The sequence below is a fragment of the Roseovarius bejariae genome, from assembly GCF_009669325.1.
In the GTDB taxonomy this organism is placed as follows: domain Bacteria; phylum Pseudomonadota; class Alphaproteobacteria; order Rhodobacterales; family Rhodobacteraceae; genus Roseovarius; species Roseovarius bejariae.
The window spans coordinates 2692535-2710453 of the sequence record NZ_SZWE01000001.1 but is presented as its reverse complement, the minus strand read 5'-3'; the positions used below and the strand labels follow the sequence as shown (position 1 = coordinate 2710453).

Here is a 17919-nt window from a genome sequence, read left to right as displayed (position 1 = left end):
TTCAGGCCTCCGAAACGCTGCGAATGGCGGCGCGGACCTTGTTATAGGTGCCACAGCGGCAAAGGTTGGTCATCGCGGCGTCGATGTCCGCCTCGCTCGGGTTCGGGGTCTGCGCCAGAAGCGCGGTCGCCGCCATCACCTGCCCGGATTGGCAATAGCCGCATTGCGGTACCTGGTGATCGACCCAGGCCTCGACCACCTTTTTGCCGAGCGGATCATTCTCAACGGTTTCGATCGTGGTGATCTTTGCCCCTTCAAGCCCCTCGGCCGGGGTCACACAGGACCGGGTGGGCTGACCATCGACCAGCACGGTGCAGGCTCCGCATTGTGCAATCCCGCACCCGAATTTCGTGCCGGTCAGCCCGATCTCTTCGCGGATGACCCACAAAAGCGGGGTATCTGGCTCGACGTCGACCTCATGGGTCGTTCCATTGATGTTAAGCTGCATGAGAACTCCTTTCGGGTCTGTGTTGCGGTCGGGGCGGCGCTTCGATGATTCCCCTTGTTGCTTTGGATGGTAGGGCCCTGCCGCTGCAAAGCCACGGCTGATCGGGACATCGGCGGATTTCAACCGCCGTAGTCTTCATCCGAAACTTTCTCCATCCAGGTGACGGGTGAGCCATTGATGCTTTCCTGAATGGCGATATGGCTCATGGCCGTATCCGGCTCGGCCCCATGCCAGTGCTTTTCCCCGGCGGGAAACCAGACAACATCCCCCTGGCGGATTTCTTCGACAGGGCCGCCGTCGCGCTGAACGCGGCCCCGACCGAATGTTACAATGAGTGTCTGGCCCGCCGGATGCGTATGCCATGCCGTACGCGCACCGGGCTCGAACGTGACCTGCGCGCCGCTGGCCCTCCCCGGGTCTTCGGCTGCGAACAACGGATCGATGCGAACTGTGCCTGTGAAATAGTCCTCGGGTCCGGGATTGGACGGGTTTGCACCGGATCGCGTGATTTTCATGTCTTTCCTTTCCCGCGCAGTCAGCGCAGCTTTTCAAAACGATAGGTCAGAGCTGGACCGCCGGGCTGGGAATAGGCCAGCTCGGCGGTGACCATGGCGAAGGGTTCTGCAAACCGGGCGGTTCGCAGAGGGCCTGCCTCGAGCGGCTCGAAGCCGATCTCGCGGATCAGGCCGTCAGCGACGTCTTTCGCGCCCGCGTCGTCGCCATACATCAGCACCTGCGGCTGGGGGATGGCACCCTTGCGGGCATATACCGGCTCGAAGGCTTCGGACGGGACCGTGTTGAAACACGACACCCACCGCGCCTTCGGCCGCAACCGGACCAGTTCTTCGGCGCCCGAGGTTGTCGTGCCGACTGCGATTTCGGTATCTGTCTCGTTGAGGGGGACACAACAGTTCAGAACAACCTTTCCCGACAGTTCGCCCGCCTTTTCCAGCAGATCCTCGATACGGGACCAGTGGACCGCCAGCAACAGAACATCGGCCGTGTTCGCAGCATCGGAAACGGATCCATGACATCCACCGCATTCTTGCGCGAGGCGTTCGAGCTTTTGCACGCTGCGGGAGTAAGCAAAGATTACCTCATGCCCCTCTCGGGCCCATAGCTTGCCCAGATTGGCGCCCATCAATCCCGATCCGAGAATCCCGATCTTCATGTCCTGCTAGCTCCTTTTCGGATTAGACGAACGGGGCGTTCGGGCCCCGATGCCTGCTCTTGCTCCATGTGGTTCCCGAAGCGTCCTGAGCCACAGCAGTTGTCGTGATCAATGCAAGAGCGGAGGCGGTGAGATAGATCTTCATCGGCAACTCCTTGAGGATGGTATTCAGTCTCCGCAGATATGGAGCAACCCTGCGCTGCGGTTAATGGCCCAAATCTGCAAGCCATTCATGAGGGACCCTAATAAATCCTCAGCCCCGCTCTCGCAGTGCTTCAAGCACCACCTCGAACGCGGAAGATGGACGCTGCCGACTGGGGTAGTAAAGGTGGAACCCCGGAAAATAAGGCGAATAATCGCCCAGGCAGATCCGCAGATCGCCCTTGTCGAGAAGCTCCTGCGCCAGCCTCTCGGGAACCAGCGCAAGACCGTGACCATCTTTCGCCGCCCGCAACACGGGATTGATCGTGTTGAAGATTGCCTGCCCCCGCACCTTTATGCGGATCTCGTTTCCGTCCGTATCCTCGAACTCCCACGCATAGAGCGCGCCGTGGTTCGACAGGCGCAGATTGATACATTGGTGGTTTGCAAGGTCGTACGGTGTTTCGGGTGTGCCGACTGTTTCAAAATAGGATGGCGCGCCCACGCAGACCATGCGTTCATCAGGGCCGATACGCATGGCGATCATGCCTTCGCTCACTTGGTCGCCATAGCGCACGCCTGCATCACATTGCGCTTCGGCCAGGTCGGTATATCCATAGTCCATGACGAACTCGATCTTGACGTCCGGGTATTGCTTCAACACCGGCGAAAGCTTGGGCCACAGAAGAGACTCGATTGCATATTCCACCCCGGCAATCCGCACTGTCCCCGAAGGCACATCCCGTGAATCGTTCAAGGCTTGCAGCCGAGCCTCGATTGTCTCGAAACACGGGTTCAATGCTGCCAACAGATCCTCGCCTTCCAGCGTCGGAGCAACCGACCGGGTCGTCCGAGTGAGAAGACGCAATCCAAGCCGCTGCTCCAGCCCCTTGATGGTATGGCTGAGTGCCGATTGCGAGACATTCAGGCGGGCGGCGGCGCGGGTAAAGCTGCGCTCCTCGGCGACTGCGGCAAGCGCAATCAAGTCTTGAATGTTCTCTCGGAGCATGAAGAATTCCGTGATCTGTTGGTCGTTGATATTTGGGCGCCATGTTCAGGATATATGTGCACAACTCATGTGTCGATGGAGTGTCCGTTTCGACACAGGTATCGTCATGGCCTGCGGACCGCCACGACGAACCGGTCACAGGCCGGGAACACAGGCTTGATGTATGCCGTTCCGGTAAGATCGCCCTTGCCGCCAGTCATGCCATCACGTTCTCTGGCACGGTTAATTTCCATTGGCCGTGTGGGCCCATCTCTACATGCAACAGACGTTTCCGGTGCCGTCCTCTCGCATGACGGGATGATATCCGGGGTTCGCCTGCGACTCTCGGATTGATGAATTTTCCTCATGAGAGGTAGTGGCAAAAAGCAGATTAAAGAGGCAGCGTGTAGGTTTATGTCATCCGTAATCGAGGGGATTTCGATGATGAAGCTGTCCAGGATCATAGTTGTGACGATATCGTCGGTGCTGTCCCTTGTCGGTCCGGCACTGGCCGACACCGTAGTAGAAACGAAGGATCACTCCGCCATGACCAGAATCCAGGTGACCGTCGGTGGTAACGTGCTGTTCGCCACACTTGACGACACGACGCCGGGACAGGACTTCGCCGCAATGCTTCCGCTGGAAGTGACGCTGACGGATTACCACGGGATCGAGAAGGTCGCAGATCTTCCGCGTGAGATTGACACCTCCGGCGCGCCCGCCAGTTACAAGCCCGAGACGGGCGACATCACGCTTTATGCGCCCTGGGGCAATCTTGCGATCTTCTACAAGCCGTTTCAGGAGTCTCGCGGTCTCGTTCGCCTGGGCGAATTCGACGGGCCGATCGACGCTCTGATCCGGGATGGGTCCATTCCGGTCCGCATCGAAGCAACCGACTGATCCCAAAACCCAATTCCAAACACATATGCAGGCGGTCCGACCTTGGATCGCTGTTACTCGATCTTGTCCAATGCAAAAGGAAAAATCATGACCGACAACATCAAAGGAAAAGTCATCGTCATCACCGGCGCCTCCAGCGGTATGGGCGAGGCAACCGCCCGGGATCTCGCCGCCAATGGGGCCAAGGTCGCCCTCGGCGCGCGGCGGCTGGACCGGCTCGACGGCATCGTGAAGGACATCACCGAGGCCGGCGGCGAAGCGGTCGCTGTCGCCACGGATGTCACCAAGCGCGCCGATGTTCAGGCTCTCGTCGATACTGCGAAGGACAGGTTCGACCGTGTTGACGTGATCTTCAACAATGCGGGTCTGATGCCGCTTTCACCGCTCGAAAGCCTGCGGATCGACGAATGGGACCAGATGATCGATGTGAACATCAAAGGCACGCTTTACGGCATCGCCGCCGCCCTGCCGATTTTCAAGGAACAGAAATCAGGCCAGGTGATCAATGTTTCTTCCGTCTATGGCCACATCACGGTTGCGTCCGGCGCCGTATACTGTGCGACAAAACATGCCGTCCGGTCTCTCTCCGAGGGGCTGCGTCAAGAGGTTAAGGACTACAACGTGCGTGTCACGGTCATCTCGCCCGGCGCGGTGGACACCGAACTGACCCAGCACATCACCGAACCCGAACTCGGCGACAATGTGCGTGAGTTTGTCAGCCAGATCGCGGTTCCTGCGAACACGATGGCCGACATGGTCTCGTTCGCGGTGTCGCAACCTGAAAACGTCGATGTAAACGAAATCCTGTTTCGTCCGACGGTGCAACCCGTGTGATCCATCTGGGCCGTCCTGCATGTTCGGGGCGGCCTCATCCCCCCGGATAAAGCGCGATCAGAACGCTCGTGCAACAGCAACAAAGGAATCCACTGCCAAATGTCCGTATTGCCTCTGTAGCTGCCTTTCGCCGGACCGTCCCACGTTCATCCAGCGCCCCCGCGCGATGGCCTGCGTGACTCCCAAGAAACGGCGCGATGAGGACGTTGGAAAGGCGATCTCTTCTTTCAAAACAGCGCTTGTTTGATCAGAGCGTCATTCCCTTTTGCATCTCGTCCAGTGGGCCGCAGTATTGAACGATGAGGTGTCCTTGGCAGTAAGCGCAGGTGGCGACATCCAATGAAGTCTCGCTGGAGGAAGACCAAAGCCCCCTTCGCACTTCGATCCCTGGGCCGCCTTCAGCCTTCAGGCGGCGGCTGTCATTTCATCCAATGACAAGATCATCTGCATGGGGTGCTCGGGCCGGTAGCCCACCTGCCCCATGTCGCCAACGAAGATGACAGGACAGTCGGTCACGCCATGATCCACAAATGATGACATGGCAAAGCAGGCTCGCATCACGAGCCCGCAATATGCCTGTTTTCATGAAGGGATCGGGGCGCCCTCCTTGCTTCTGCGCAATATTCGAACCTTGCAAAGTCAGATCGAAGGCCTGCGCCGCATAAACAACCGCGGCATCGCCATCCCGCCGGGGCGGTTCGCCGCTTGGCTGACCCAGACCGATGCCAACACCACGATCGCGCCGAGTATCTGGAGTGGGCTCAAGGCCTGTCCAAGCCATGTCCAGCCAAGGACAACCGCGGTCACAGGACTCATCATCCCGAGCATCGAAACCGCGCCGGGTTCAATCCGGGCAACACCCCGGAACCAGATCCAGTAGGTCACCGCGGCCCCGATCAGCCCGAGCCAAAGAAGTCCGCCGATATTGGTCAGCGTAAGCGGCGGCAGGGCGGGTTCCACGATGAGTGACAGAGGCAGGAGGATAAGGCCACCTGCGGTTAACTGCCACGCCGCAAAGCTCAAGGCGGCGACCGGGGGTTGCCATTTACGGCTGAGGACGGTTCCCGCGGCCATGGCCGCCGCGGCGCCAAGGGCCGCGGTGACCCCGACCGGATCAAGCGCCGCACCCGGCCCGAGAAGCAGAAGGCCGACGCCCGTGATCCCCGTGATGGCCGCGATGACAGCCGCCGAGCGGACGGGTGTGCCCAGCCACCCGCGCGCCATGCCGATCACGATGAGGGCCTGCACCGAGGTCACGGTCGCGGCAACGCCCCCCGGCAGGTGGTAGGCCGCAACGAACAGAAGCGTCCAGAACACCGCGAAGTTCAGCGCCCCGAGCAGGAACACCCGGCCCAGCCAATCACGCGGCGGCAGGCACCGTGTGACGGCCAGAAGCAGCAGGCCCGCCGGCAGGGCCCGCAACACCGCAAGGGTGATCGGGTAGCCCGCCGGCAGGAACTCTGTGGTGACGAAATAGGTGCTGCCCCAGATGGCCGGGGCAAGCGCCGTGATAAGAATATCGGAAGTTCGAGACATGACATGCATCTCCGCTAAGGGCTCACCAATGGAGCGTGGACGGAAGGCGGCGCAACTCGGCTCGTGGTTCAAGCCCTATGTCGCGCATAAGGTACGGGGAAGGTCATCGGGCACGCCGCGCAGGCGGCGCCGCGCGCGATACCACCGCTGAAGAGGGGCAAGACACCGCATCAGACCGCTCCCTCCCGCTGTTCGGCAAGGCGAAGGGCAAAGCTCAGCTGGGCCCGCAGGTCCTCGACCGGCCCATTCACAAGGCGTGTCCCGGTCTCCCGTACGATCAGCGTCGGAATGCTGTAGACCTGAAAGCGTCGCGCGTGTTGGCGGTCGGCCTCCACGCGCCGCGCTGTTTCGGGATCGTCCAGCAGCGTTACGAACGCGGCGCGGTCATACCCAATGGATGCGGCAAACCCGGCCACGACATCGCGGTCCGCGATGTTGCGTGCCTCGGTGATATGCGCGTGTTGCAAGCGGTCGAACATATCCCAATGGCCGGTGTGCCCCGAGATCAGCTCGGCCGCCTTGCAGGCCAGCGCCGCCACCATGCCATGCGGGTAATCGAACCCCGCTTGGCGCATCCCGTCGATGTTGATGTCTTCGGGATGATCGCTGGCCCTTCGGCAAGCGGCCCAGTGGCCAAGAATGGTCTCGCGGGCCTGATCGGGGGTGCCCCAGCGTTCGGCCATCGCCTGCTCGCTGTCCTGAAGCACGAAGGTCCGGTGGCGAATGTCGAGATCGCATTCGGACACCAACCTGCGCATTCGGGACGAGATATTGAAGCACCAGACGCAAACAACGTCATGGTAGAAATCTATGGTCAGAGAACGGGTCATCATGCCGCCTCCGACCTATCTGCACCCGCCGCGAGCTGTGCGGCGATCCGCGCCACATGCGCCCCCTGGAAGCGGGCACCGGCAAGGTCTGTCTCGGTCGGCGCAAGCGCCCCGTCGGCACCGGCAATCGTCCCCGCACCATAGGGCGCGCCCCCGATGATGCCCTCGCGCGACGTCTGGCCCGCGAATGTATAGGGCATCCCCGCGATCAACATGCCGAAATGCTGGAGCGGAATCTGTGTGGACAGCAGGGTGGCCTCGTGGCCGCCGTGCTGGGAGCCGGTCGAGGCAAAGACGCCCGCGACTTTGCCGACCAGTGCGTTTTGCGCCCAAAGGCCGCCCGCCTGATCGAGAAACTGCTTCATCTGCCCCGCCATCATCCCGAACCGGGTGGGCGTGCCGAAAAGGATGCCATCGTAATTCGCCAGATCGGCCGGCGACGCCTCGGGGGTGTCATCGGCCACGTAACCCGCGCTTTCGCGAACGGCCTCTGGAACTGTTTCGGGAATCCGGCGGATGTCGACCGTCGTGCCGGGCACACCACGGGCCCCTTCGGCTTCGGCCTCGGCCAGTGCGCGCACATGGCCATAGCTGGAATAATAGGCAATAAGGATCCGGGTCATGGGAATCTCCTTGGCTTGGTTTGAACTGCCAAGAAGATCGGTCATGGAAGGCGGCGGAATAACCGGCGCGATGTAAGATCACTCTTTACGCTGATTGAAGAATGTCAGCGCCGCAGCACCTTGTAAAGATATTCAAGGAATGCCGAAACGCGCGCATCAAGCCCAAGCCGCGATCCGGTGACCGCGAAAATCCCCGGCGCCGGAAGGTCATAATCCGGCAGCACTCGGACAAGCGCCCCTTTTGACTCTTCCGCATCCGAGATGAAATCCGGCAAGGTCCCGATCCCCTGCCCCGCGATCAGAAGATCCCTGAGCACAAGGCTGTTCCCGACCCGTATCGAAGGGTCCACCGGGACTTCGGTGACCTCGCCATCCCTGTGCAGAGCCCAAGACGTCAGGTGGTCCGCAAGCAGGAACCCGATGATACGATGCTGAACAATCTCGCCCGGTGACTTTGGTGCGCCATGCTTGGCGACATATCCCGGAGCGGCGAAGATGCGTTGCCGCATGGTCCCGATCTTTCGGGCGATAAGCGCGGAATCGGGCATGGACGGTCGAATGCGGATCGAGACATCAAAGCCGCCCTCGATCATGTCGACAACGCGATCATCAAGCGACAGGGTCAGGCGCAAGTCGGGATACCGTTCCACGAAATCCGGCAGCATGGGCGCGATCACCATCTGCCCGAAGGAACTCGGCGCGTTGATCTTGAGGTGTCCGCTGACCTCCCCCGCCCCTTTTCGGATGCGGTCTTCCATTTGGCCGACAGCACCGAGAATCCGATGGGCCTCGTCATAAAATAGCTGACCATTCTCGGTCAGCGACATGCTGCGCGTCGTGCGGGTCAGCAGACTCGCCCCAAGGCTTTCTTCCAAAAGCTTCACCTCACGGCTCAACAAGGCCGGCGATACACCAATATCCTCTGCAGCACGTGCAAAGCTGCTGCGCTCGACGATCCGGCAAAACGCGTACATGACTGACAACTTGTCCATGACCGATTAAAAGCACGAACCCGAGATGAAAGAAATGCCCGCCAAGGGGCAGCGCACCCGACAAAGCAATTATGTAGTGCGCGGTTGCAGATGTTTTGCCTCAAAATACGCAACAGACCCCCGGTATTCCAAAGGCCCCGATCAGGCATAATCGCTACAAGTATCTGGAATATTTGTGAATTCTCTGGTATGATAACATGATTATTGGGGATTATTGCCATGAAATTGAAAGACTTTTTCGCCGTCTTCTCCGTGGTCGCCATGATCGGGAGCATAAGTTCGGCTGAAACCCCGGAACACAACCCCTTGCCCATAGCTCAGGACTGGCTGTCTCAGGCTTTCAGCAACAAGACATGGGAATGGGACGACGGCCACGCCTACTTTGGGCCGGACGGAAGCTTTCAGGCCGTTGTAGGGCGCACGCAAAGCGCCAAAGGCGAATGGTACACCGCACCGGGCGGCAAGGTTTGCTTCAAGGCCGAGTGGTCCAGTGGAAACACGGCGGCACCGGCCAAGAAATGCTGGAAGCATGTCGCGGACGAACAAAAACAGGTTTGGCAAGCCCCGCTTGAAGGCGGTCTTTGGTACAACTTCTCGCGCTTCGATCCCCGCGACGACCTCGTCACCGGCAATATCTACGAATACCGGTACCAGTATGTCACCGGGCAGCGGCCAGGCATCAATGCCAAGCCGTTGGAGGCCCGGGCCGTGGCCGATACCTTCCTGGGGAAAACCTGGACTTGGAAAAACGGCCACGGATACTTTGGCAATGACGGCACATTCACCGCCATTGCAGGGGACAACGAGATTGGCGAAGGCAAGTGGTATGCCACCTCACAGGGTCGGCTTTGCGTTGACGCCACTTGGACAAGCCCCGAATACGGCAGCGTGGAAAACAAACGTTGCTGGCGCCATGCCAAGGACGAGAAGGGCACGATCTGGCAATCTCCAACCGGTCAAAACTGGGCTTGGAGCGTTTTTGCACCGCGTGACAATCTGGTCAGGGGAAATGTCTATGCCAAACGCTTTGCCCGTCAGAAAAAGCGGCTTGGTCAATAGAGGTGGCCACACGGCGCGGCCGGATCAGTCCGCCGACGACACCCGGACACCGGAAATTTGCGACAACGCCTGATCAAAAGCCCGCCCCACTGGGGTACGAGCCAGATCATTGCTGACCAGATTAATTTGTGGCGCGCGGCCTTTCCAAGGATAGGGATTGGCCGCGAACCACGCATAGCGCTCAACGAAGGGCAGACGTTCCATCATGAGCATGGATTGCTGAATGAACCTGGCGTTTTTCGCGTATGACGCGCTGCTTGGCCGGCGCCAATCTATAAAGGCGAACTCGGTTACCCAGATCGGGCGGCGATATTCGGCATAAACCGCTTTCAGCCACCTTTGAAACTCCCTGACGTCGCCGGTGGTCGAATAATAGTGCACGGCCATGAAATCGACCCGCAGGCCCTTGGCCTCGACTTGGTTCATGAAGCGCCGCTGCCACGAATTGCGGCCAAGCGTCTGCCCCTGTGTCGTGGCCGGACTGCCCAGGCGAAGGCCCCGACGCTCAAGCCGCGGCCAAAGGCGCACAGCCTCCCGGATGGGCATATTCGCCTGATGGGCGCCCTGCCCGCCATCGGGCTCGTTGAATCCCAAAAGCGCCCGCACCGGAACATCCGAACGGATGCGCTTGTTGATGTCCTTGGCCCCGTGGATCATCGGCACGAATTCGACATCACGTGCCGTGTGTTTGCGTGAATGGATTTGATCGGTGCGCCAATTGTAATACCACCCCAAGGCTGGGGTCTCTTCTATCCACGACATCATGGTCCGGCGCGGGTTTTCCCACGCACCCACCCCGGCCTTCTGCGCGGTCGCTTGCCCGGCAAGCGCCAAAAGTGTCGCAAAGATGAGTAGAAATCTGGTCATGTCCACCTCGATCTGGCCTCTGATGGTCGCAAATCAGGGCGGCGGAAATGAGGCCGTAACGAGACGATTTTCCGATCATTTGCACAGCCACGACACGACAGGACAAGCCCGCGCGTATTCCGGCAAACATGAACGGAGATCGAAGATCTGCTCGACTATCCCCACCAATCAACCTGCGACCAGACATCGCTTGCGGCGCAGGCGGAGCGCTTTCTTCTTGAAGCAGTCTCCACACGGCGCCAGATACTCATCACTTCATTTGCGTTTAAAGCAACGCGACCAAGGGTCAACCGTTGCGCCCCCCTACCCGGCCGCATGGCAGAAAGCCGCCCACCCGCGGACCTCAGCCGTCATGGCCTACGACAAGAGTGATCACCACTTCCCCGTGGACTCGCGCAAAAGTGGTCGCGCCGCGCGGAATCACACTAATTGATTGAATTTATTGCTATTTCGTACGTTCGCCGCGATAGTCATTGACGAAATGTCGCCAAGGGTTCGTACTAAATTTGTTGAAACGTCCAATTTTGGATGCTGGGTACACTTTAAAAACACGGGGGAAAAACCTTCGATTGCGCGGATGTTTCCAGATCGCGTCATGATCTGATTGGGGGAACAATCCAGAAAATCCAACGAGCAGGCGCATTGTGTGCCCACTTTGTGGGGGAAAACAATGTTGTACGACTCGGTAGACACTGTGAGCGTCGCAAAGCTCGGTCCGCTCCATACAATAAAAAGTGATGTTACAACGGTTTTGATTACAGGAGGGGCGGGATTTCTCGGCTCTCAACTCTGCGACATTTATATCAAGCGGAAGGACCGCGTCCTGTGCCTTGACGACCTGTCGACAGGACGAATAGCGAATATCGCGCACCTTCTCGACCGGCCAAACTTCGAATTTGTCCGGCACGACGTGACCGAACGCTATTGGACCGAGGCCAAGATCGACCTGATCTACAACATGGCCTGCCCGGCATCGCCACCGCGATACCAGCTTGACCCGATCAAGACGTTCTGGACCAACGTGCACGGTGCCGAAACCCTGCTTGAGTTGGCCAAGGCGAAAGGCGCGCGCATCCTTCAGGCTTCGACATCCGAGGTTTACGGCGATCCCGATATAACGCCGCAACCCGAGGAATATCATGGCAACGTCAACACCATGGGGCCGCGCGCCTGCTATGATGAAGGCAAACGCGCCGTCGAAACCCTTTTCTACGAATCCGGTCTCCGGCAAGGGATCGACACCCGCATTGCACGGATTTTCAATACCTACGGGCCGCGAATGGACCCCGCAGATGGGCGCGTGGTTTCAAATTTCGTCACGCAGGCCCTGCGTGGTGACGACATCACGATCTATGGGGACGGGTTGCAGACCCGCTCGTTCTGCTATGTCGACGATCTCTTGCGCGGTCTTGTTCTGCTCATGCATTCCGAGCCGCCGATCCACACTCCCGTCAACCTCGGCAACCCCGGCGAGTTCACCATGCGCGAACTGGCAGAGATTGTCATAGAAGAGGTCGGCTCGAAATCCGGGATCACGTTCCAGCCTTTACCGCAGGATGACCCGTTGCAACGGTGCCCTGACATCACTCAGGCCAAGGCGTTGCTGGGCTGGCAGCCGAAGGTGAGCTTGCGACAGGGATTGCGCCGGACAATTCCCTACTTCGCCCGGGAACTTCGCAACCCGTCGCCGGAAATCTTTGTGGCCGAGTAGATCCCCTTGGGGATCTACCTGCCCGCCATACATCCCACTGAGGACTGATTTCCACCGCTTCCGCAAGTTTCAAAGCTTGTCTTTAAAGGACAAGCGGATAACCTGATTCATAACGCAAGACATTTTGCACGCCTTCCCTGACGGTTTGGACCAAGCGATGAAATCGGCGCCTGACACAGTCACATCTGAGACATCGCCCAAACCCCGGCAGGAGTCCGGCAAGACGACCTATACAAAGCCTCTCCTGCAAGGCCGCAAACGCATAAAATATCATATTCTGGCGATAATCTGGGCCTTGGCAGCACTGTGGTTCTGGGCGTGGTGGCTACATCCCGATCACATCCTGCCCGGGGCGCGTTACTGGGTCGTAACCTTTGCCCTCAGTTGGTTGTTCATACTGCAAATCCTGCTGATCGTCGTGTCGCGGCGGGCCGTTGTTCCGGCGCTCGATCCCCCAAACCCGGATGATGTTCGCGTGGCGATGATTGTCACCAAAACCCCGTCCGAACCGTTTTCACTGGTCAGGAAAACGCTTGAGGCAATGCTCGCCCAGACCTATCCGCACGATACATGGCTGGCCGACGAAGACCCGCAGCCAGAAACCATCGCCTGGTGCAAGGCGCATGGCGTCAAAATCTCCACACGCAAGGACCGTCCCGATTACCATCGCCAAAGCTGGCCGCGCCGCACGCGGTGCAAGGAAGGCAACCTTGCCTATTTCTATGATCATTACGGCTATGACCAGTATGATTTCGTGTCACAATTTGATGCCGACCACGTGCCACGCCCCACCTACCTTGAGGAAATCATGCGCGGCTTCGCCGACCCCGAGGTCGGCTATGTCAGCGCGCCAAGCATCTGTGGCGCGAATGCCGACGAAAGCTGGGCCGCACGCACCCGCCTTCATACCGAGGCCGGGTTTCACGGAATATTCCAATGCGGCTATGCCGGAACCCTGACGCCCATGTGCATCGGGTCACACTACGCCGTCAGGACAAAGGCGTTGAAACAGGTTGGCGGCCTCGGGCCGGAACTGGCCGAGGATCACTCCACGACCATGATCATGAGTGCGGGCGGCTGGAAAGGCGTGCATGCCTTCGACGCTATCGCCATGGGGGACGGGCCAGCCACGGTCAGCGACCTGTGCACACAGGAATTCCAGTGGTCACGCAGCCTTGTATCCTTGTTGCTCTTCCATACACCGAGATATTTTCAGGACCTGCCAAGGCGCCTGCGTTACCAGTTCGTGCTGTGCCAGTTGCTTTACCCCATCATCGCCGGGGTGATGGTCGTTTTCTACTTTGTGCCGATCGTCGCGGTACTCTTCGACATACGCTATGCCGATGTGACATATCCCCAGTTCATCTTGCATATAACCGCACCGACCCTGGCCATGATCGCCTTTTCCGTCTCATTGAAACGCGATGGTTTCTATCGCCCAAAGGATGGGCGCGTCTGGAGCTGGGAAAAGGCGTTGTTTCCCGCATTGCAATGGCCCTGGGTTTTATGGGGCTGTCTCATGGCCGTACGAGACCGCGTATTCGGAGGGTTCGTGGATTTCCGGATAACGCCCAAGGGCGAAGCCGTTGACATAAAGCTGCCGCTTCGGGTGGTGTTGCCCTATGTCGGCTTGGCCCTTGGCTGTTTCATTCCGGTGATCATGGTGGATTTCTTGCAGGACGCGGCCGGGTTTTACCTGCTCACCTTCATCAGCGGTTTTGCCTATCTGGTCGTGGTCATCGTGATCGTCGTGCGCCATATCCGCGACCACCAGATCGGTTTTGGCCGGGCGTTACGCACCCTTGCGCCGCAGATGGCGATGATCCCGCTGCTGGTCACCCTTGCAACGGCATCCTTGTATTTACGTGGGATGGATGGGCTTTATGCACTCTCATCGGGCTTGGGAAAGTACCAGTTCGTCAAGGTGCAATACGTCGTTTCGGGCGCCGGGCTCAGGGGGCGCGGCGCACCGGTACATTACCAATTCGTATCGCCCTGGCAGGATGAATAGGCGCAAGACCCCCGGCGCCCAAGCGGGGCGGGTTGGCCCCGAAAGCGCGCTCAAGAATGCCCCAGCCGGGTTAACCTAGATCACGTCACCGCGCGTAGCAGCGCGATTTCTTCCCGAACCCCGAGGGCGAACAGATATACGAGCCATTGCCGTGTTTCGCGATACGCGCGGCAAGACGGCGGCGCTCTGCTGCCGAAAGACGCGAGGAACTGGACTCGCTCAGCCAATCATAGCTCACCTGAATGGCGCGCCCGTTCTGACCCACCTTGCCACCTGCCAATGCAGGGGCCGCCGATAGCGTCACCGCCGAAATCAAGCTCATGGCGATGGCGCGCTTCGTGTATGCTCCGATAGTCTTCATTCGTCTGCCCCTTGTTGAGGATCTGACCAGCAAAACGTCACCCGCCCGCCAAAGCGGTAAAATCAAAGGTCCAATCTTGCGGTAGTCACTGCTGACTTGCCTGTAACGCGAGGTTTCCCTCACAAGCTACAAATACCGTGCAACCTTTGACACGAGCAACTCGCAATTCCCAAAGGACCACATAAGCGTGGTCTTTTTGCGGCATTTGCAGGGTCTGTTCGTGACAAAACCTTTCGAATGACAGACAGGCTTAGGCTGATTTTCTGAATAATTTCTTAAAACTAGCGCCAAAACTCAGGCGGCGCTTTTCCGGCCCTTCGAACGCTAGCGGATTTTCGCCATTTGACACACCACCTCATACAAAAAGGGGCGCTGCAACGGCAGCGCCCCCCAAAAAACTGGCTGTCCGGCGTTATTGGTCCGTCACCCGGTGATCGATACGCCAATCGGGCAGGCCATAGCCATCGGGCCACGGGTAAACCTCGTGTTGGTTGAAATAGACCACGCCCACCAACTCCGGGAACTGCGGATAGGCCTGGCGCACGTCGTTCTCCCATTTTTGAACATAGTCGCTATCACCGACGTATCCCAATTCGGCCACCACAACCGGTTTGCCGAATTCCACGGCACGCTCATAGCGCGGCGTCAGAATATCGACAAAACTCAATTCCTCGCCGAACTTCTCTTGCTCCCACGCCTGCAAGCCGAAGACGGATACCCCGACAAGGTCCACGTAATCGTCGCCGGGATAGAATTCGGCAAGGTTTTCATATCCAAGCGGCGACCACATGTAATTCACGTTCGGGGCTTCTTCCCGGCAAATATCGACGACCCGGCGATACGCCTCGATATACTGTCCGGGCTGCCAGCCTGCCCAGATGAACTGACTGGTGTAGTCATCCATCTCCTGGGCCCAGCGCACGGTGACCGGGCTTTCCATCGTGCCCAGAACCGCACAGATACCGCGCATGTACTGGTCATACTCACCCGACGCCAGATTACGCTTGAGGATATCCGGGCTGTTGCGCTCCGAGCGTGACCATGTCCAAGGCTCGATCGTCGCCAGAATGGCGCGATTTCGATCCTTGGCGTAAACATCGGCATCCACGAGGCTTGGCAGGAAAACGTCTTCCCACGGCAGGAACAAATGTTCGATGGTCACTTCGGGATCAGACTCGAAATCGCCATTCGGGTCATAAACACCGAAGGGCAATTCACCCGGCGGGGCGGCATGGACTGGAGCAAATGAAAAAACTCCGGCACAGGCCAGTGCCAAAACGGACAACCATCGCCCCCCGCAATGGTCTTTCGCCGCAATCAGGAACGTCATTTTCGTCTCCCTTCTTAACGGGGCGCCTTGGAATATGCGCCTCTATATCCGGTAAGTATACTATATCCTTCAAGGATTTGGAACGCTGGGGTCATTGCATGGGTCCCACAAATCCCGGCATTGCATCACGAATCAGGGTATCCAGATCGCTTGACCGTGCCTCGAAACCAAGTAAATCCCGCGCTTTCGCGGCATCAGCCACCAGAACAGGCGGGTCCCCTGCCCGTCTGGGCCGATGGCGCACCGGCAGGCGTGATCCCGTCAATCGCTCAATCGCCGCCACAAGTTCCAGAACCGAATGCCCTTTCCCGGTGCCAAGATTGACGGCAAAGCTGTCTTTCCCGGCGTCAAGATGCGCCAAGGCCTCGACATGGCCGCGCGCCAGGTCCTCGACATGGATGAAATCGCGAATGCAACTGCCGTCCGGCGTCGGGTAATCGGTGCCATAGACATCGAAATGCGCCCGCCGTCCGGCGGCGGCCATCAAGGCCAGCGGGATGACATGGGTTTCCGGGTCGTGTCTTTCGCTCAACTCGCCCTCGGGGTCGGCCCCCGCCGCATTGAAATACCGCAACGCCGCAAAGCGCAGGCCAGGTGCCGTTTGCGCATCGCGCAGCATGTGTTCACAGATAAGCTTTGTCCGGCCATAAGGATTGACCGGATTTTGCGGCGTGTCCTCCGAGATCGGAAGGTGCTCGGGGATGCCGTAGGTGGCACAGCTACTGGACAGGATAAGCGACTCGACACCGGCTGCGCCACAGGCCTTGAGCAACGAGATCATGCCCCCGACATTGTTGTCGTAATACGCGATTGGATGCGCGACGGACTCGCCGACATAGGCAAAGGCGGCGAAATGCATCACGCGCTTGATCCCGTAATCGCGCAGCGTGGCCTCGACCGCCGTCGTATCGCGAATATCGGCCGTTACAAGCGGCCCCCATTTCACCGCATCGGCATGACCGACCGAAAGATTGTCCATCACCACCGGCAGGTTCCCGACCTTCGACAGCTGCTTGCACACATGGCTGCCGATATACCCCGCGCCGCCGGTCACCAAAATGGGTTCACCGCTCATCCTGCCACCTCCGTGGCGCCACGGTCTTGCAGGTCTTGCCGGAAATAAGCAACGGTCCGGGCCAACCCGTCTTGCAGCGGCACCTTGGGTTTCCAGTCCAGCTCTCGCATCGCACAGGCGATGTCGGGCCGACGAATGTGCGGGTCGTCCTGTGGCATGTCCGAGAACACAAGCCGGGATTTCGCGCCGGTCATCTCGATCACCCGCTCGGCGAGGTCCAGTATCGTGTGCTCGTCCGGATTGCCAAGATTCACCGGATGATCCACTTCGGAAGACGCGTGCATAAGCCGGACCAGACCGTCGATCAGATCCTCGTAAAAACAGAAGGATCGCGTCTGCAACCCGTCACCGTAAACGGTAATATCCTCACCCTTCAGGGCCTCGACAATGAAATTTGAAACAACGCGCCCGTCATCGTACCGCATGCGCGGTCCGTAGGTGTTGAATATCCGCGCGATGCGCGTGTCGACACCGCGATGCAGGTGGTATTCGCGGATCAGGGTTTCCGCCGCGCGCTTCCCCTCGTCATAGCAGGAACGCGGCCCATAGACATTGACGTTGCCGAAATAGGTTTCGCTTTGCGGGTTGAACTCGGGGTCGCCGTAAACCTCGGATGTCGAGGCCTGCAAAAGCCGCGCACCGTGCCGGCCGGCCAGTTCCAACATGTTCATGACCCCGATAACACTGGTCTTGAAAGTGTGTACCGGATCGGCCTGATAGCATTTCGGCGAGGCCGGGCAGGCAAGGTTGTAAATCTGGTGTACCGGCTCGTCGATATAGACCGGGTTGATGATATCCTGCTGCCAGAAGGTAAAATTCGGCAGGCTCAGGTAGGCTTGGATGTTCTGAATCCGGCCTGTCATCAAGTTGTCGATGCAAATGACCCGGTGGCCTTCCTTCAGCAACCGATCACATAGCCACGACCCCAGGAATCCACTCCCGCCAGTCACGATCACTGTCTTTCCAAGGCGCGCTATTGTACTTGCTCCATCAAGGCGGTCACCGGAAACTCCAGACTTCTGCGGCGGGATTCGTAAACCGA

General features: G+C 59.0%; 19 protein-coding genes. 5 read left to right on the top strand and 14 right to left on the bottom strand.

What is annotated here, in order from left to right; all coding sequences use genetic code 11:
• Position 1 precedes the first annotated feature (1 nt).
• The 4 genes from FDP25_RS13150 to FDP25_RS13135 all read right to left on the bottom strand — a co-directional run bounded on the left by FDP25_RS13150 (position 2) and on the right by FDP25_RS13135 (position 2769).
• A complete protein-coding gene (locus FDP25_RS13150; RefSeq protein ID WP_154152508.1) occupies positions 2-448 on the bottom strand; it encodes a (2Fe-2S)-binding protein in 447 nt (148 codons plus the stop codon).
• Positions 449-567: 119 nt separating this feature from the next.
• Positions 568-963, bottom strand: a complete 396-nt coding sequence (locus tag FDP25_RS13145) for a (R)-mandelonitrile lyase (RefSeq protein ID WP_154152505.1) — start codon at positions 961-963, stop codon at positions 568-570.
• Between the two features lie 20 nt (positions 964-983).
• Complete coding sequence (locus FDP25_RS13140; RefSeq protein WP_154152502.1) at positions 984-1619, bottom strand: NADPH-dependent F420 reductase; 636 nt, start codon at positions 1617-1619, stop codon at positions 984-986.
• 253 nt (positions 1620-1872) lie between these two features.
• A complete protein-coding gene (locus FDP25_RS13135; RefSeq protein WP_154152499.1) occupies positions 1873-2769 on the bottom strand; it encodes a LysR family transcriptional regulator in 897 nt (298 codons plus the stop codon).
• A gap of 393 nt (positions 2770-3162) precedes the next feature.
• On the opposite strand from FDP25_RS13135, the gene FDP25_RS13130 reads away from it, so the two are divergent.
• Both FDP25_RS13130 and FDP25_RS13125 read left to right on the top strand, forming a co-directional pair.
• Complete coding sequence (locus FDP25_RS13130; RefSeq protein ID WP_246175839.1) at positions 3163-3648, top strand: cyclophilin-like fold protein; 486 nt, start codon at positions 3163-3165, stop codon at positions 3646-3648.
• A gap of 87 nt (positions 3649-3735) precedes the next feature.
• A complete protein-coding gene (locus FDP25_RS13125; protein WP_154152496.1) occupies positions 3736-4482 on the top strand; it encodes an SDR family oxidoreductase in 747 nt (248 codons plus the stop codon).
• A gap of 405 nt (positions 4483-4887) precedes the next feature.
• Here FDP25_RS13125 and FDP25_RS17335 read toward each other — a convergent pair whose 3' ends face one another.
• From FDP25_RS17335 to FDP25_RS13105, 5 genes are all read right to left on the bottom strand, one after another.
• Entirely contained in the window at positions 4888-5022 is a 135-nt protein-coding gene (locus FDP25_RS17335; protein WP_281350468.1) for a hypothetical protein, read from the bottom strand.
• 99 nt (positions 5023-5121) lie between these two features.
• Positions 5122-6018: an EamA family transporter gene (locus tag FDP25_RS13120; protein ID WP_154152493.1), complete on the bottom strand. Its 897-nt coding sequence runs from the start codon at positions 6016-6018 to the stop codon at positions 5122-5124.
• A gap of 170 nt (positions 6019-6188) precedes the next feature.
• The gene (locus tag FDP25_RS13115) at positions 6189-6851 is read right to left on the bottom strand and encodes a DsbA family oxidoreductase (protein WP_246175838.1); all 663 of its coding nucleotides are present in this window, start codon (positions 6849-6851) and stop codon (positions 6189-6191) included.
• Positions 6848-7471, bottom strand: a complete 624-nt coding sequence (wrbA, locus tag FDP25_RS13110; protein ID WP_154152490.1) for an NAD(P)H:quinone oxidoreductase — start codon at positions 7469-7471, stop codon at positions 6848-6850. Before wrbA ends, FDP25_RS13115 begins: the two co-directional genes overlap by 4 nt.
• A gap of 104 nt (positions 7472-7575) precedes the next feature.
• Positions 7576-8463 (bottom strand): LysR family transcriptional regulator, encoded by an 888-nt coding sequence (locus tag FDP25_RS13105; RefSeq protein ID WP_154152487.1) that lies wholly within the window; start codon positions 8461-8463, stop codon positions 7576-7578.
• Between the two features lie 219 nt (positions 8464-8682).
• On the opposite strand from FDP25_RS13105, the gene FDP25_RS13100 reads away from it, so the two are divergent.
• Positions 8683-9522, top strand: a complete 840-nt coding sequence (locus tag FDP25_RS13100; RefSeq protein WP_154152483.1) for a DUF995 domain-containing protein — start codon at positions 8683-8685, stop codon at positions 9520-9522.
• Positions 9523-9546: 24 nt separating this feature from the next.
• On the opposite strand, the gene FDP25_RS13095 is transcribed toward FDP25_RS13100, so the two are convergent.
• A complete protein-coding gene (locus tag FDP25_RS13095; RefSeq protein ID WP_154152480.1) occupies positions 9547-10389 on the bottom strand; it encodes a glycosyl hydrolase in 843 nt (280 codons plus the stop codon).
• Positions 10390-11083: 694 nt separating this feature from the next.
• Here FDP25_RS13095 and FDP25_RS13090 point away from each other — a divergent pair.
• Together FDP25_RS13090 and FDP25_RS13085 are read left to right on the top strand one after the other, a co-directional pair.
• Entirely contained in the window at positions 11084-12100 is a 1017-nt protein-coding gene (locus FDP25_RS13090) for a UDP-glucuronic acid decarboxylase family protein (RefSeq protein WP_343032049.1), read from the top strand.
• Positions 12101-12257: 157 nt separating this feature from the next.
• A complete protein-coding gene (locus FDP25_RS13085; protein WP_154152474.1) occupies positions 12258-14111 on the top strand; it encodes a glycosyltransferase family 2 protein in 1854 nt (617 codons plus the stop codon).
• 85 nt (positions 14112-14196) lie between these two features.
• Here the strand turns inward: FDP25_RS13085 and FDP25_RS13080 are convergent, their stop codons facing one another.
• The 4 genes from FDP25_RS13080 to FDP25_RS13065 all read right to left on the bottom strand — a co-directional run bounded on the left by FDP25_RS13080 (position 14197) and on the right by FDP25_RS13065 (position 17827).
• A complete protein-coding gene (locus tag FDP25_RS13080; protein WP_154152471.1) occupies positions 14197-14472 on the bottom strand; it encodes a hypothetical protein in 276 nt (91 codons plus the stop codon).
• Between the two features lie 412 nt (positions 14473-14884).
• Entirely contained in the window at positions 14885-15802 is a 918-nt protein-coding gene (locus FDP25_RS13075) for a glycoside hydrolase family 26 protein (protein ID WP_154152468.1), read from the bottom strand.
• Positions 15803-15893: 91 nt separating this feature from the next.
• Entirely contained in the window at positions 15894-16877 is a 984-nt protein-coding gene (gene galE, locus FDP25_RS13070) for a UDP-glucose 4-epimerase GalE (RefSeq protein WP_154152465.1), read from the bottom strand.
• Complete coding sequence (locus FDP25_RS13065; RefSeq protein ID WP_343032048.1) at positions 16874-17827, bottom strand: UDP-glucuronic acid decarboxylase family protein; 954 nt, start codon at positions 17825-17827, stop codon at positions 16874-16876. The genes galE and FDP25_RS13065 overlap by 4 nt, the downstream gene beginning before the upstream one ends.
• Between the last annotated feature and the right edge of the window lie 92 nt (positions 17828-17919).

Coding starts and splice junctions, on each gene's coding strand:
- FDP25_RS13115 (WP_246175838.1), bottom strand. CDS start 6,851: ATGATGACCCGTTCTCTGACCATAGATTTCTACCATGACGTTGTTTGC.
- FDP25_RS13130 (WP_246175839.1), top strand. CDS start 3,163: ATGTCATCCGTAATCGAGGGGATTTCGATGATGAAGCTGTCCAGGATC.
- FDP25_RS13140 (WP_154152502.1), bottom strand. CDS start 1,619: ATGAAGATCGGGATTCTCGGATCGGGATTGATGGGCGCCAATCTGGGC.
- FDP25_RS13100 (WP_154152483.1), top strand. CDS start 8,683: ATGAAATTGAAAGACTTTTTCGCCGTCTTCTCCGTGGTCGCCATGATC.
- FDP25_RS13150 (WP_154152508.1), bottom strand. CDS start 448: ATGCAGCTTAACATCAATGGAACGACCCATGAGGTCGACGTCGAGCCA.
- FDP25_RS13075 (WP_154152468.1), bottom strand. CDS start 15,802: ATGACGTTCCTGATTGCGGCGAAAGACCATTGCGGGGGGCGATGGTTG.
- FDP25_RS13085 (WP_154152474.1), top strand. CDS start 12,258: ATGAAATCGGCGCCTGACACAGTCACATCTGAGACATCGCCCAAACCC.
- FDP25_RS13095 (WP_154152480.1), bottom strand. CDS start 10,389: ATGACCAGATTTCTACTCATCTTTGCGACACTTTTGGCGCTTGCCGGG.
- FDP25_RS13105 (WP_154152487.1), bottom strand. CDS start 8,463: ATGGACAAGTTGTCAGTCATGTACGCGTTTTGCCGGATCGTCGAGCGC.
- FDP25_RS13145 (WP_154152505.1), bottom strand. CDS start 963: ATGAAAATCACGCGATCCGGTGCAAACCCGTCCAATCCCGGACCCGAG.
- galE (WP_154152465.1), bottom strand. CDS start 16,877: ATGAGCGGTGAACCCATTTTGGTGACCGGCGGCGCGGGGTATATCGGC.
- FDP25_RS13080 (WP_154152471.1), bottom strand. CDS start 14,472: ATGAAGACTATCGGAGCATACACGAAGCGCGCCATCGCCATGAGCTTG.
- FDP25_RS17335 (WP_281350468.1), bottom strand. CDS start 5,022: ATGTCATCATTTGTGGATCATGGCGTGACCGACTGTCCTGTCATCTTC.
- FDP25_RS13125 (WP_154152496.1), top strand. CDS start 3,736: ATGACCGACAACATCAAAGGAAAAGTCATCGTCATCACCGGCGCCTCC.
- FDP25_RS13120 (WP_154152493.1), bottom strand. CDS start 6,018: ATGTCTCGAACTTCCGATATTCTTATCACGGCGCTTGCCCCGGCCATC.
- wrbA (WP_154152490.1), bottom strand. CDS start 7,471: ATGACCCGGATCCTTATTGCCTATTATTCCAGCTATGGCCATGTGCGC.
- FDP25_RS13135 (WP_154152499.1), bottom strand. CDS start 2,769: ATGCTCCGAGAGAACATTCAAGACTTGATTGCGCTTGCCGCAGTCGCC.